The 13,048-nt window shown below is 64.6% G+C and carries 12 protein-coding genes; 2 read left to right on the top strand and 10 right to left on the bottom strand.

Features of this window, described 5'->3' with window-relative positions; translation table 11 throughout:
• Window positions 1-53 precede the first annotated feature (53 nt).
• The 4 genes from ACVIGB_RS14840 to thiD all read right to left on the bottom strand — a co-directional run bounded on the left by ACVIGB_RS14840 (window position 54) and on the right by thiD (window position 4,131).
• A complete protein-coding gene (locus ACVIGB_RS14840; protein WP_456722070.1) occupies window positions 54-1,043 on the bottom strand; it encodes a threonine/serine dehydratase in 990 nt (329 codons plus the stop codon).
• A gap of 42 nt (window positions 1,044-1,085) precedes the next feature.
• Window positions 1,086-2,177, bottom strand: coding sequence for a glycosyltransferase family 4 protein (locus ACVIGB_RS14845; protein ID WP_456722069.1), 1,092 nt, complete (start codon window positions 2,175-2,177; stop codon window positions 1,086-1,088).
• Window positions 2,174-2,986 (bottom strand): UDP-2,3-diacylglucosamine diphosphatase, encoded by an 813-nt coding sequence (locus tag ACVIGB_RS14850; protein WP_050403538.1) that lies wholly within the window; start codon window positions 2,984-2,986, stop codon window positions 2,174-2,176. The genes ACVIGB_RS14845 and ACVIGB_RS14850 overlap by 4 nt, the downstream gene beginning before the upstream one ends.
• A 347-nt stretch (window positions 2,987-3,333) precedes the next feature.
• Window positions 3,334-4,131 (bottom strand): bifunctional hydroxymethylpyrimidine kinase/phosphomethylpyrimidine kinase, encoded by a 798-nt coding sequence (gene thiD / locus ACVIGB_RS14855; RefSeq protein ID WP_456722068.1) that lies wholly within the window; start codon window positions 4,129-4,131, stop codon window positions 3,334-3,336.
• A 181-nt stretch (window positions 4,132-4,312) separates the two neighbouring features.
• Between thiD and ACVIGB_RS14860 the strand changes: the two genes are divergently transcribed.
• The gene (locus ACVIGB_RS14860; RefSeq protein ID WP_016845986.1) at window positions 4,313-4,558 is read left to right on the top strand and encodes an Lrp/AsnC ligand binding domain-containing protein; all 246 of its coding nucleotides are present in this window, start codon (window positions 4,313-4,315) and stop codon (window positions 4,556-4,558) included.
• Window positions 4,559-4,639: 81 nt separating this feature from the next.
• On the opposite strand, the gene ACVIGB_RS14865 is transcribed toward ACVIGB_RS14860, so the two are convergent.
• Window positions 4,640-5,569 carry a c-type cytochrome gene (locus ACVIGB_RS14865; RefSeq protein WP_456722067.1) on the bottom strand — a complete coding sequence of 310 codons (930 nt, stop codon included), beginning with the start codon at window positions 5,567-5,569 and terminating at the stop codon, window positions 4,640-4,642.
• Window positions 5,570-5,735: 166 nt separating this feature from the next.
• On the opposite strand from ACVIGB_RS14865, the gene ACVIGB_RS14870 reads away from it, so the two are divergent.
• Complete coding sequence (locus tag ACVIGB_RS14870; RefSeq protein ID WP_092115468.1) at window positions 5,736-6,158, top strand: CHRD domain-containing protein; 423 nt, start codon at window positions 5,736-5,738, stop codon at window positions 6,156-6,158.
• 90 nt (window positions 6,159-6,248) lie between these two features.
• Here ACVIGB_RS14870 and ACVIGB_RS14875 read toward each other — a convergent pair whose 3' ends face one another.
• From ACVIGB_RS14875 to ACVIGB_RS14895, 5 genes are all read right to left on the bottom strand, one after another.
• Window positions 6,249-6,695, bottom strand: coding sequence for a c-type cytochrome (locus ACVIGB_RS14875; RefSeq protein ID WP_092115469.1), 447 nt, complete (start codon window positions 6,693-6,695; stop codon window positions 6,249-6,251).
• Between the two features lie 103 nt (window positions 6,696-6,798).
• Complete coding sequence (locus ACVIGB_RS14880; RefSeq protein ID WP_456722066.1) at window positions 6,799-9,108, bottom strand: xanthine dehydrogenase family protein molybdopterin-binding subunit; 2,310 nt, start codon at window positions 9,106-9,108, stop codon at window positions 6,799-6,801.
• Window positions 9,109-9,213: 105 nt separating this feature from the next.
• A complete protein-coding gene (locus ACVIGB_RS14885; RefSeq protein ID WP_456722065.1) occupies window positions 9,214-10,152 on the bottom strand; it encodes a DUF1152 domain-containing protein in 939 nt (312 codons plus the stop codon).
• Window positions 10,153-10,235: 83 nt separating this feature from the next.
• A complete protein-coding gene (gene murJ, locus ACVIGB_RS14890; protein ID WP_456722064.1) occupies window positions 10,236-11,765 on the bottom strand; it encodes a murein biosynthesis integral membrane protein MurJ in 1,530 nt (509 codons plus the stop codon).
• A 103-nt stretch (window positions 11,766-11,868) separates the two neighbouring features.
• Window positions 11,869-13,020: a DegT/DnrJ/EryC1/StrS family aminotransferase gene (locus ACVIGB_RS14895; RefSeq protein ID WP_456722063.1), complete on the bottom strand. Its 1,152-nt coding sequence runs from the start codon at window positions 13,018-13,020 to the stop codon at window positions 11,869-11,871.
• Between the last annotated feature and the right edge of the window lie 28 nt (window positions 13,021-13,048).

Below are 13,048 nucleotides of genomic sequence, written 5' to 3' on the forward strand. Positions count from 1 at the left end.
AACGGGGGCAGAGCGAGTACCGCCCTCCCCCGTTTCTTTTCGAAATGCTGGTCTCAGGCGACGAGCTTCGCGAACAGGTCAGCATCGACATTGCCGCCCGAGAGCACGATGACGACGTTCTTGCCCTTGGCGTCGATCCGTCCCGCCAGCAGCGCCGCGAGCCCGACCGCGCCGCCGGGCTCGACCACGAGCTTCAGCTCGCGATAGGCGAACGCGACGGCAGCACCGACCTCGTCGTCGGAGACGCTGACGCCATTTGCGAGCAGCTTGCTGTTGATAGCGAAGGTCAGTTCGCCCGGCATCGTCGCCATCAGCGCGTCGCAGATGGTGCGCGCCGCGACCGGATGCGCCTCGCGATGGCCGACCTTGAGCGACAGAGCGTGATCGTCATAGCCCGCGGGCTCGGCGACGATCACCTGGGCCTGCGGATATTTTGCCTTCACCGCGGTAGCAACACCTGCGATCAGGCCGCCGCCCGAAGCCGGCGCCACCACGATGTCGGGCACGAGCCCGAGCGCCGCCATGTCCTCGGCGATCTCGCGGCCGGCGGTGCCCTGGCCCGCGATCACGAAGGGATCGTCATAGGGACGCACCAATGTCGCACCACGCTTGCTGGCGATGCCATTGGCGATCGCCTCGCGGTCGTCGCGATCACGATCGTACAGCACGACCTCGGCGCCATAGGACTTGGTCCGCTCACGCTTGGTGATCGGCGAGTCCGCAGGCATCACGATGGTCGCCTGCATGTTGAGGATCTTTGCCGCCGCGGCAACGCCCTGGGCGTGGTTGCCCGAGGAGAACGCGACGACGCCCCCGCTCCGCTTGTCCTGCGGAATCGAGGCGAGCTTGTTGAAGGCGCCGCGGAACTTGAACGATCCGGTCCGTTGCAGCATCTCGGGCTTGAGGAAGACCTGGGTGCCGACGCGTTCGTTGAGAACGGGGAAAGTCAGGAGCGGCGTGCGCACCGCGAACGGCGCGACCACCCTTGCGGCGGCATCGATGTCCGCAGCAGCGACGGGTGGATTGAGAGTGATGTCCGTCATCCGCGATTTGTATCGCGTCGGGACGGAGCACGGCAAGACGCTTTAGCGTGAGTTTGGCTGAGGCGCCGGCAAGGCCGCGAAATGATGCTCTTCGGCGCCGAATTCGAGCGCCTGGCCCTCGCCGTCGGGCGCCGCGGGGCGGACGTTCATGCAGCGGTCGATGAACACCCGGGCCGACGCCTGCCAGGTGTGGAGCGCGGCGAAATCGACGCAGGCCTGCCGCGGGATGCTAAGCGCCTCCAGGCAAGCGTGGCGCAGATCCTCGTCGAGCACGCCGACCGGCGCCGCGCCGATCACGTCGCGGGGACCGGTGACCGGAAAAGCGGCAACCGGCAGGCCGCTGGCCAGCGCCTCGAGCAGCACCAAACCGAACGTATCGGTGCGGCTGGGGAAAACGAACACATCGGCCGCGGCATAGATTTCGGCCAATTCTTCCCCATGGCGGGCGCCGAGGAAGAGGGCTTCCGGATATTTCCGCTCCAGCGCCGCCCGCGCCGGCCCGTCGCCGACCACCACCTTGGTGCCGGGCAGATCGAGATCGAGGAACGCCTCGAGGTTCTTCTCCACCGCCACCCGGCCGACGCTGAGATAGACCGGCTGCGGCAGGCAGAGATCAACATCGCGCGGGTGGAACAGCGCGGTGTCGACGCCGCGCGACCACAGCACCACGTTGCGGAAGCCGCGCTGGCGCAGTTCGGCGGCCAGCGCCGGGGTCGCGGCCATCACCGCCCGGCTCGGCCTGTGGAACCAGCGCAGCGCACGCCACACCCAGGCTTCCGGAACAGGCGTGCGTGCCGAGACGTACTCCGGAAAGCGGGTATGGAAGCTCGTCGTGAACGGCACGCCGCGCTTGCGGCAATAGCGGCGGACCGACAGCCCGATCGGGCCTTCGGTCGCGATATGGATGCTGTCGGGCCTGGCCGCCTCGATCAGACTGGCGACCTTGGCCTGATACGGCAGCGCCAGCCGGAGATCGCGATAGCTCGGCATCGCGAAGGTGCGGAACTCGTCCGGCGTCAGGAAGCTCACCTCGACGCCGAGCGATTTCGCCGCCTGTGCCATCATGGTCAGCGTGCGGACAACCCCGTTGACCTGGGGATGCCACGCATCGGTCGCGACCAGGATATGCGTCATGCAGCGCGTGCCGTCACTCGCGGAACTGGCGCGATCCGGCGCACCGGGTCGGTCCAGGTGATGATCTCGAAATGGCCGTCCTCATGCTCGGCGAGCGCCGTGCAGCTCTCCACCCAGTCGCCGCAATTCATGTAGCGGATGCCGTGCTCGTCATGAATCGTCGCGTAATGGATGTGGCCGCAGATCACGCCGTCGCAGCCGTGGCGCCGCGCCTCGCCGGCCAGCGTCGCCTCGAACGCGCCGATATAGTTCACCGCCTTCTTGACCTTCAGCTTGGCCCATTGCGACAGCGACCAGTACGGCACGCCGAACATCTTGCGGAAGAAGTTGACGAAGCGATTCATCTGGATCGCGAAGTCGTAGGCCTTGTCGCCGAGATGGGCGAGCCAGCGCGCATTCTGCACCACGAGATCGAAGATGTCGCCGTGGATCACGAGGTAGCGCTTGCCGTCGGCACCGGTGTGAACGGTGTTCTCCACCACGTCGATGCCGCCGAAATGCGTGCCGTAATATTTGCGCAGGAACTCGTCGTGGTTGCCCGGGACGTAGATCACCTTGGCGCCCTTGCGCGCCTTGCGCAGCATCTTCTGCACGAAATCGTTGTGGGTCTGCGGCCAGTACCAGTTCGACTTCAGCGCCCAGCCGTCAACGATATCACCAACGAGGTAGATCGTGTCGGCATCGTGAGAGCGGAGGAAGTCCAGCAGGCGGTCGGCTTGCGAACCGCGGGCTCCGAGATGAACGTCGGAGATAAACAAAGTGCGAAAGCGCCGCTCGGGGCTTTCTTCACTCAAGGAGTCACTTCCCATGCCTGTGCACCTAACAGATTCCTGTGACAAGGCGATGACGATCCCCGCGACCCAAGGCCTCACTAACAGTTAACGAGAATCAGCAGCACGCCCCTCCAGTGCGGATAACAGCGGCGTGCGACAATCTGGCGACATGGATGGACGCGGTTGTGCGGAACAGGCGTTGTGTTGCCTGCATATCGCAGAGGAACAACGCGTATTCGAAGAGGCGATGGTGCGTAGCCCGGATGAAGCGGAGCGCAATCCGGGGTCTTGCGTCCGCGGATGATCTGTTCCCGGATTTCGCGGAGCCTGTCATCGGGCGCGCATTCGCGCGACCCGTTGGCTTCATCCGGGCTACGATAGCTTCAGTAATATTTGTGGAAGTGATGCACCGGCCCGTGGCCGCGTCCGACGGCGAAGCGATCGGCGGCGGCGATCGCTTCGGTAATCCAGGCCTTGGCGTTGCGCACGGCGGTCTCCATCGCCTCGCCCTTTGCGAGTCCTGCCGCGATCGCCGATGACAGCGAGCAGCCGGTGCCGTGCGTGTTCGATGTCGCGATGCGCGGCGCCGCGAGCGCGATGCTGCGCTCGCCGTCGATCAGATAGTCGATGCTCTCCGCGCCGTGCCCATGGCCGCCCTTGACCAGCACCGCGCGACATCCCATCGCCAGCAATTGCCGGCCCTGTCGCGCGACGTCGGCCTCGCTCGATGCGACCGGCTCGTTGAGCAGCGCCGCCACTTCCGGCAGGTTCGGCGTGATCAGCGAGGCGAGCGGAAACAGCATGGTCTTCAGCGCATCGACGGCCTCGGCTGCCAGCAGCCGATCGCCTGAGGTTGCGACCATCACCGGATCGAGCACGACATGGCGCGGCGCCCAGCGCTTCAGCCCGTCGGCAATCGCCACGATGGTCTCGGCCTGCGCCACCATGCCGATCTTGACAGCGCCGACGTCGAGGTCGGAGAACACCGCATCGATCTGGGCCGTGACGAACGCCGCGGGCACCGGATGGATGCCGCTGACCCCCGCGGTGTTCTGCGCGGTCAGCGCCGTGATGGCGGAGGCGCCATAGACCCCGAGCGCGGCAAAGCTCTTGAGGTCGGCCTGGATGCCCGCCCCGCCCGAGGAATCCGAGCCGGCAATGGTGAGCGCGACCGGCGTCATCTCGCGGGACCGGCGGTTGATTGAAATGAGATCATTACGAACGAGATCATGGCCTGTCCTAGCCCGGCCGCCCATTGGCAGCAAGTTCGCCTGACTTTACCGCGAGTTGGCGTTGCCTTGACCCTTGCCTTGGCCGCCGGTTTTTGGCCTATAGTCACGGAAATCCCCGGAGACGACTTTGATGGTTCCTTTCTTCGTCCAGATCAAATGCAAGCTCGGCCAGTCCTACACGGTCGCCAATGCGCTGGCGGAAGCCGAGATTGCGTCCGAGATCTACTCCACCGCGGGCAATTACGATCTGCTGGTCAAGTTCTACGTCGACCACGACACCGACATCGGCCATTTCATCAACGAGAAGGTTCAGGTGATCCCGGGCATCCAGGACACCCTCACCATCATCACCTTCAAGGCGTTCGGCGCGAAGTAGACTGCTAGCTCACTTTTCATCCTGGCGGCATGACCAGGCAAGAGTGCGCAACTACATCGGCCGCATCTTGATGCGAGCCTCTCAGGACTGCTTCTCCTTCTTCACCGGCTTCGGCGGTCCCTCGACCGGCGGCAGCGACTTGATGTAGTCGGCGATCGCGTCGCGGTCGCTCGACGAGAGCTGCGAGGTGTTGCGGATCACGCGCACCATCGATCCGCCGGCACTATCGCCGTCCGGCGTCTGTCCGCTCTCGAGGAAATAGGCGATGTCCTTCGCGCTCCAGTCGGCGATCCCCCGCGGCGTGATGTTGGGCACCCAGCCTTCGCCTTCGGGATTCGGGCCACCGGCGAAGCGTTGCGAGCTGACGATGCCGCCGAGGAAATTGCGCGGGCTGTGACACTCGGCGCAATGGCCGAAGCTGTTGACGAGATAGGCGCCGCGATACCAATGCGCCGAGCGGCTCGCATCCGCGACGAACGGCTTGCCGTCCATGAACAGGAATTTCCAGACACCGACATTGCGCCTGATGTTGAAGGGAAACGGCACATCGTGGTCGCGCACCTTGCCGGCGACCGGCGGCAAGGTCTTCAGATAGGCGAACAGGTCGCGCACGTCATTGAGCCTGGCGTGCTGATAGGATGTGTAGGGAAACGCCGGAAAATAGTGCGTCCCCGACGGCGAGGTGCCCTTCATGACCGCGGTGACGAAATCAGCCTCACTCCAACGGCCGATGCCGTCGTTCGGATCGGGCGAGATGTTCGGCGCATAGAAGGTACCGAACGGCGACGGTATCGCGAGGCCGCCGCCAAGCCTGGTGCGATCGTCCTGCTTCGGCACCGCGTGGCAGGAGGAACATCCTCCCGCATTGAACGTTGTGAGCCCGTTGGCCAGATTGGGCTGGTAGGCGGGCAGCGCGCTCGCGGCAACGGTCGCCGGGATCGTCAGCCACCAGAACACACCGAAGCCGATCAAGCCGGCCAAGACGGCCAGGAGGAGAATTCGTCGCAACATTCACCGATCCGTCATTGGTCGCGTCAGTTCATCAACCAGTATGATGGCAACCGATCGCACAAGCTCGCATCAAATTTGCCGCACTCACGATCATTTTGGGAATAAATCCGGAGAGCCGCGGTTTGAAGATTTGCAACCATCGTGTGACGTCAAAGGGGAGAGAACCATGCCAAACAAGACCTTGCTTGCCACGCTGACATTGGGCGCCGCAATCGCGCTCGCCGGTCCGGCCTTTGCCGAGAAGCTGACGGCGAAGCTCGACGGCAAGTCCGAAGTGCCTGCCACCACCAGCGCCGGCACCGGCACTGCCGACATCGACTACGACGCCGCCTCCAAGAAGCTGAGCTGGAAGCTGACCTATTCCGGCCTCTCGGGCCCCGCGACCGCCGCGCATTTCCACGGCCCCGCCGAAGCCGGCAAGAATTCCGGTGTCGCGGTTGCCATCCCGAACGCGACGTCGAGCCCGGTCGAGGGAAGCGCGACGTTGACCGACGCGCAGGCCGCCGATCTCCTCGCCGGCAAGTACTATGTCAACGTCCACACCGCGGCCAACCCGGGCGGCGAGATCCGCGGCCAGGTGACGAAGTAGATCTCACGAAGTAAACTTCAACAAGAAACGGCCGGCACAACAAAGGGCGGATGCTTCACGGCATCCGCCCTTTGATCGACCGAATGGCGATCAGCCCTTCTTGAGGCGATAGGTCTCGTGGCAGCCGCCGCACTGCTTGCCGATCACGGTCAGCTCGGCCTTCAGCGTGTCGACATCCTTGATCTTGCCCTTGGCATCAGCGACGGATTTGGCAAAGCTCGCGATGTGCTGCTCGAAGCCGGCCTTGTCTTCCCAGATCTTCGGCCCAGCAGAGTAATCGCCTTCCGTCTTGAGGCCCTTGCTGCTATCAGGAAAAAGCGTCGGCAGCTTCTTGGCAGTGTCCTCGAACTTCGCCAGTGCGGCGTCGACCGTTGCCTGGTCGTAGGGCTTCTCCCCCTTGATCATGGCGCCGAGCGCACCGGCGTTCTTGCCGGTCTCCTTCATCTGGGCCTGGGTCTGCTTGACCTGATTCTGGTCGGCCACGACCGCCCCTGCACTCAACGCAAGCATCGCTGCAACGACGACAATCCGCTTCATCGGCAAAACCCCTCAATCCTGCTCTGTCCCGGTCCGCAGGTACGCGGCCGGCCTGGTTTGCAAACACCGCAGGCGGAATCTTCATTCCGCCTGCGGCAATTTATCAGAGATTATGGCGACGCTGCGCCTCGCGGATCGCGATCCAGACCCGCTCCGGCGTCGCCGGCATGTCGATGTGGTCGATCCCGAACTCGCGATGCAGCCCCTCGACGATCGCGTTGACGACCGCCGGACACGAGCCGATCGCGCCGGCTTCGCCTGCGCCCTTCACGCCAAGCGGGTTGGTCGTGCACGGCACGTTGTGGGTCTCGAACACGAAGGACGGCCCGTCGGCGGCGCGCGGCATCGCATAGTCCATGAAGGTGCCGGTGACGAGCTGACCGTCGGATGGGCTGTAGACCGCCTGCTCCATCAGCGCCTGCCCGATGCCCTGCATCGCGCCGCCATGAACCTGGCCTGCGAGCATCAGCGGATTGAGCGTGACGCCGAAATCGTCGACGATGACGTAGCTGACGATCTTGATGATGCCGGTGGCGGGATCGATCTCGACCTCGGCGAGATGCGTGCCGTTCGGATAGGTGCCGTCGGCGCTGGCGAAGGTCGCGCTCGAGTTCATGTTCGAGGTATCGCCGCCGGGACGCTTGGCGAGATCAGCAAAGCTGACCGAGCGGTCGGTGCCAGCGATGCGGATGCGGCCGTCGGCGATTTCGAGGTCGCCGGCTCCGGCTTCCAGCGCCTGCGCCGCAAGCTCCTTCAGCTTGTTGCCGAGCTCGTGCGTCGCCCGCTGCACGCTGACGCCGCCGGACGGAATCGATGCCGAACCGCCGGTGCCGAGGCCGGTCGCGATCTTGTCGGTGTCGCCCTGCAGCACATGGACGCGCTCCGGCGGCACGCCGAACTGCTCGGCAACGATCTGCGCATAAGCGGTCTGGTGGCCCTGCCCGCTCGACTGCGTGCCGATCAGGATCGAGATGTCGCCGTTGGGATCGAGCGCCACATTGGCGGTCTCCTCGCCCATAGTGCCGCAGACCTCGACATAGCTCGCCATGCCGATGCCCCGCACCAAGCCGTCCTTCTTGGCGGCCTTGGCGCGCTTCGGAAACTCCTTCCAATTGGCGATCTCCATCGCGCGCTTCATATGCGCGACGAAGTCGCCGGAGTCGTAGACCTTGCCGGTTGCGGTCGTGTAGGGCAGCGACTTCGGCGGAATGAAATTCTTCCGCCGGATGGCATCCGGCGTCATGCCGAGCTTTCGCGCGGCAGCATCGACCAGCCGCTCGATCACATAGGCGGCCTCCGGCCGGCCGGCGCCGCGATAGGCATCGACCGGCACCGTGTTGGTGAACACGGTGCGGACGCGGCAGTGGAAGGCCTTGATGTCATAAAGACCCGGCAGCATGCCGGCGCCGCCATGCGGGATGTAGGGCGCGAAGGTCGAGAGATAGGCACCCATGTCGCCCATCAGATCGACATCCATGCCGAGGAATTTGCCGTCCTCGGCGAGCGCCATCTTCGCGGTGGTGAGGTTGTCGCGGCCCTGCGCGTCGCCCATGAAATGGTCGGAGCGCTCCGCGGTCCATTTGACGGACTTCTTGAGCTTGCGCGCCGCGACCGAGATCAGCGCATACTCGCGATAGGGAAACAGCTTGGTGCCAAAGCCGCCGCCGACATCCGGGCAGATCACCCGCATGTTCTCCTTCGGCATCTTCAGGATCATGTCGCAGAGGATCTCGCGCAGGCGATGGCTGCCCTGGCTGCCGATCGTCAGCGTCAGGTGGTCCTTCTTGGCGTCGTATTCGGCGACCGCGGCGCGCGTCTCCATGAAATTGGTAATGACGCGCGGATTGACGATGGTGATCTCGGCCACCGCATGCGCCTTGGCGAAGGCGGCCTCGGCGGCGCCCTTGTCGCCGATCGAGACGTCGAACAGCAGATTGCCGGGCTTGTCCGGCCACACCTGCGGCGCGCCCTTCTTCACCGCATTGATCAGGCCGGCCACTGCCGGCAACGGCGTCCACTTGACGTCGATCGCCTCGATCGCGTCGCGGGCGTGATCGACGGTATCGGCGACCACGAAGGCGATGGCGTCGCCGACATGGCGCACTTCATCCTTGGCGAGGATCGGATAAGGTGGTGCGGTGAACGGATCGGTTTCGAGATTGAACAGGCACGGCAGGCCGCCGAGCTCGGCGACATCGGCCGCGGTCAGGATCAGCGCAACGCCGGGCATGCCGCGGGCCTTGCCGGCATCGATCGTGTAGGTCGCGTGCGCATGCGGCGAGCGCAGCATCAGCGCGTGCAATGCGGGAGACGGAGCAACGTCGTCGGTATAGCGGCCCTTGCCGCGAATCAGAGCGTCATCCTCCTTGCGCCGCACACTTTGTCCGACGCCGAACTTGATGGGAGCTGCCATCGTCTCTCCAATTGCCTTGGTTGTTTGCGTGCATATTGGCGTGGTTGTCAGCGAAGCGCAAACGCCTTTCTCGGGTCGTTTTGCCCCTTGCGGAGCGGGCCTCGATCACCATAGCGGGATGGGGCGGAGCGGCCTTGGCTCGATCGTCTGCCGGTAAAGCTCGATAGCCCGGCCGGCCTCCTCCATCCGATCTGTTTCCATCAGCCCGCCCGCATAAGCCATCCGCTCGACGAGCTGCGACGTCGCGAAGGTCCAATACTGGGACATCAGCGGGCTGATGAACAGATCGCTGCCACTGGTGCGATTGGTGGCATGATAGTTTCCGAACTCTCCGCGCACGGCGCTTGCGATCGAATTGGAGACGATGCTCGGATGCGCGGGCTGGCGTTGGTTGGCGTAGTCGACCAGATCGAGAAACGCCACCCCTTCCGCCGTCTTAGACGACAGGGAAAAGGCGCCGAGAAATCCCCCATCAGTTGTCAATCGCGCAACGTTCTCGAGGAAGGCGTGGTGCGAGACGCCATGGAAATGATCGATGCCGAAACCGATCGCAGCAAGAAGTGCCCGCCCATCAGTGGCATTCTGCGCAGCGACGATCGATACCGCATCCTCGATGATGGTACCGAGTCCAGGCTCGTCGCCGAAAAGAATGCTGTCGGTACCGCCATCGACCAGCACAACCAGATCGATCTGGTGTTGCTCGACGATCCAGCGGTAGCTGGCAGCAAGCGGCCGGACGCCACTCTTGGCAAAGGCGTAGATGGGTACTGCACGCTCACGCGTCGCAAGCCACTCCGCCAACCACTTCTCGGGAAAGTATGGAATCTCGGCAGACCTCCGATCGACCCGCCACGTGGTCGGATTGATGCGCTCGCCACCGCAAAGCCAGAGATTGGTGAACGAAAAATTCCCGAAGACGACCTGCTTGCCTCGCGACCAAAGGTGCTCGGCGATGGGCACGCCACCGAATACGTCGAAGCCTCCGCCGCAGCCTGCGATAAGGACGTTGGTTGCCCGCTCCAGGCGATCGAGAAATGGGATCATGTGATGCAGCCAATTGCCACCGGGCGTGCCAGCCCTTGCCGCATTCGGGCATTATTCCAAGCAATTGACAAGATTAAAGAAATCTATACGCGCCGCAGCGCGAACAGCCAGCCGCGGCCGAACAGCGTGAGGATCAGCAAGGCGTAGACGAAGGCGCCGACCGTGATCAGCAACAGCAGGATCATCTCATCGCGAAAGATCTGCATCGGCGCGAACCACACATAGGCGAAATGCGAGGTCAGCCACAGCGCGAGCGCGAGCAGCACGCCACACAGCGCAAAAGTGCCGAACGAGCGGATCAGCGCGCGATCGAACGCGAGATAGCCGCGGCGCACCGCGAACAACAGCACCAGCAGCAGATTGACCCAGGCCCCGACCGCGGTCGCGAGCGCGAGCCCGACCTGCGCCAGCGAGCCGACCAGCGCGATCTTCAGCGCGACATTGATCGCGACCCCGGTCAGCGCCGCCTTCACCGGGGTTGCGGTATCCTTGCGGGCATAGAAGGTCGCGACCGCGCTGCGGATCATCACAAAGGGAATCAATCCGACCGCATAGGCCGCAAGCGTGGCGCCGGCGCTTGCGGCATCGGCCTTCGAGAACGCGCCGCGGGCAAACATCGCGCGCATGATCGGATCGGCGACAGTCAGGAACGCCGCCACGAACGGCACCGAGAACAGCAACGTGAAATCGAAGGCGCGGCGCTGCGCGGCCATGGCGCCGGCGTGATCGTCGGCGGTCAGGCGCCGCGACATCTCCGGCAGCAGCACGGTACCGATCGCGATCCCGATCACGCCGATCGGCAATTGATTGAGTCGGTCGGCATAATAGAGCGCCGACAGCGCGCCTGCGGGGAGGAAGGTCGCGATGATGGTATCGGCGAACAGCGCCACTTGCGTTCCCATCGAGCCCAGGGTTGCCGGCCCCAGCGCGCGGAAGAAGGCGCGGACGTCCTCGTCGAGCTTCAACGGCGCGAATCGCGGCAGGCCGCCGTGGCGCCCGAGGTCACCGGCGAGCAGGAAGAATTGCAGGAAGCCCGAGATCAGGACGCCCCAGGCCGCGGCGTGGCCGGCGCTGGGGAAGAACGCCGCGAGTGCCAGCGTCATCATCATGGCGAGGTTGAGGAAGATCGGCGCCGCGGCAGCGCTGGCGAAGCGATGCATCACGTTGAGCATGCCGCCATAAAGCGTCACCAGCGTGATCAGCAGCAGGTAGGGAAAGGTGATCCGCGTCAGCTCGATCGCGAGCTGGCGCTGGGATGCGTCCTCGGTGAAGCCCGGTGCGAGAATGCTCATCGCCTGCGGCATGAACGCCATCGCCACCACCAGCAGGACCACCTGGGAGGCGAACAGCAGCGTGAAGATGCGGTCGGCGAACAGCCGCGCGGACGCTTCGCCGCGCTCGCCATGGACATGGGCATAGGCCGGCACGAAGGCGGCGTTGAAGGCGCCTTCGGCAAAGATCGCGCGGAAATGATTGGGCAGCCGCAGCGCCACGAAGAAGGCGTCGGCGACCGGCCCGGCACCGAGGATCGCCGCGAGCATGATGTCGCGCGCGAATCCGGTGACCCGCGATAGCAAGGTATAGCCGCCGACGGTGAAGATGCGCCCAAGCATGCGCTGCTTCTAGCGCATCATCACCCTACGTCAAAATGACGTATTCAGGACGCTAACGATCTAGGCATGATCCAGCCCGAAAACCGGGAGCCACTTTTCGGGATCATGCCTGCAGCGCGCTGCGCACAGCCGCGATGACGCGGTCCTGCGCCGCCTCGTCGAGATAGGGGTGCATCGGCAGGGCGATGACGTCCTTCGACAGGCGCTCGCTGACCGGCAGGCCGCCGTCGGCAACCGGATAGTGGCTGTAGGCCGTCTGCTGGTGGACCGACTTCGGATAGTAGATCATGGTCGGCACGCCCTGCGCCTTCAAGGCGGCCGCGAAGGCGTCACGATCGATGCCGTTGGTCAGACGGATGGTGTATTGCGCCCACACCGAGGTGCAGCCGGGAGCAACGCGCGGCACCGCGACCAGGTTGCCGAGCGCCCGCGAATAGCGTTCCGCCACCTTGTTGCGCGCGGCGATCTCGTCGTCGAATATCTTCAGCTTCTCGAGCAGGATCGCGGCCTGCATGGTGTCGAGCCGCGCCGTGAGGCCGAGCCGCACGTTGTCGTACTTGTCCGAGCCCTGGCCGTGGACGCGGATGCTGCGCAGCGTGCGCGCGAGCTCCTCGTCGTCGGTGAAGATCGCGCCGCCATCGCCGAAACAGCCGAGCGGCTTGGCCGGGAAGAAGCTGGTTCCGGTCGCGAGCCCGAAGGTGCCGAGCTTGCGGTTCTTGTAGGTTGCGCCAAAGCCCTGCGCGGCATCGTCGAGCACGAACAGGCCCTCGGCCTCGGCGACCGCGCCGATCGCGTCGTGATCGGCGCTCTGGCCGAACAGATCGACCGGGATCACGGCAACCGGCTTCAGCCCGCGCGCCCGCGCCGTCGCAATGCCGCGCTTCAGCGAATTGACGTCGATGTTGAAGGTCTCCTCGTCGACGTCGACGAAAACCGGCGTCGCGCCGGTCAGCGTCACGACTTCGCCGGTCGCGCAGAAGGTAAACGTCGGGCAGAGCACCGCATCGCCCGGCCCGACATTCTTCGCCATCAGGACCATCAGCAGCGCGTCGGTGCCGCTGGCGCAGCTCACCACGTGCTTGGCGCCGCTATAGTCGGCCAGCGCCTTCTCCAGCGCGGTGACTTCCGGGCCGTTGATGAACTGGCAATGGTCGAGCACGCGCGCGACCGCGTCATCGATCGACTTGCCGAGCCGCCGGCGCTGCGCGGCGATATCGATGAAGGGAATGGGCTCAAGCTGCATATGCTGGCTCATGGAAGCTCTTTGCACGTGTTGAATGAAT

This window comes from Bradyrhizobium sp. USDA 4341, assembly GCF_054063755.1.

What these genes read in the sequence shown, in the direction of transcription:
- ACVIGB_RS14885 (WP_456722065.1), bottom strand. Translation starts at nt 10,152, where the DNA reads ATGATCCCATTTCTCGATCGCCTGGAGCGGGCAACCAACGTCCTTATC.
- ACVIGB_RS14840 (WP_456722070.1), bottom strand. Translation starts at nt 1,043, where the DNA reads ATGACGGACATCACTCTCAATCCACCCGTCGCTGCTGCGGACATCGAT.
- murJ (WP_456722064.1), bottom strand. Translation starts at nt 11,765, where the DNA reads ATGCTTGGGCGCATCTTCACCGTCGGCGGCTATACCTTGCTATCGCGG.
- ACVIGB_RS14860 (WP_016845986.1), top strand. Translation starts at nt 4,313, where the DNA reads ATGGTTCCTTTCTTCGTCCAGATCAAATGCAAGCTCGGCCAGTCCTAC.
- ACVIGB_RS14865 (WP_456722067.1), bottom strand. Translation starts at nt 5,569, where the DNA reads ATGTTGCGACGAATTCTCCTCCTGGCCGTCTTGGCCGGCTTGATCGGC.
- ACVIGB_RS14895 (WP_456722063.1), bottom strand. Translation starts at nt 13,020, where the DNA reads ATGAGCCAGCATATGCAGCTTGAGCCCATTCCCTTCATCGATATCGCC.
- ACVIGB_RS14870 (WP_092115468.1), top strand. Translation starts at nt 5,736, where the DNA reads ATGCCAAACAAGACCTTGCTTGCCACGCTGACATTGGGCGCCGCAATC.
- ACVIGB_RS14875 (WP_092115469.1), bottom strand. Translation starts at nt 6,695, where the DNA reads ATGAAGCGGATTGTCGTCGTTGCAGCGATGCTTGCGTTGAGTGCAGGG.
- ACVIGB_RS14880 (WP_456722066.1), bottom strand. Translation starts at nt 9,108, where the DNA reads ATGGCAGCTCCCATCAAGTTCGGCGTCGGACAAAGTGTGCGGCGCAAG.
- thiD (WP_456722068.1), bottom strand. Translation starts at nt 4,131, where the DNA reads ATGACGCCGGTCGCGCTCACCATTGCCGGCTCGGATTCCTCGGGCGGG.
- ACVIGB_RS14850 (WP_050403538.1), bottom strand. Translation starts at nt 2,986, where the DNA reads ATGGGAAGTGACTCCTTGAGTGAAGAAAGCCCCGAGCGGCGCTTTCGC.
- ACVIGB_RS14845 (WP_456722069.1), bottom strand. Translation starts at nt 2,177, where the DNA reads ATGACGCATATCCTGGTCGCGACCGATGCGTGGCATCCCCAGGTCAAC.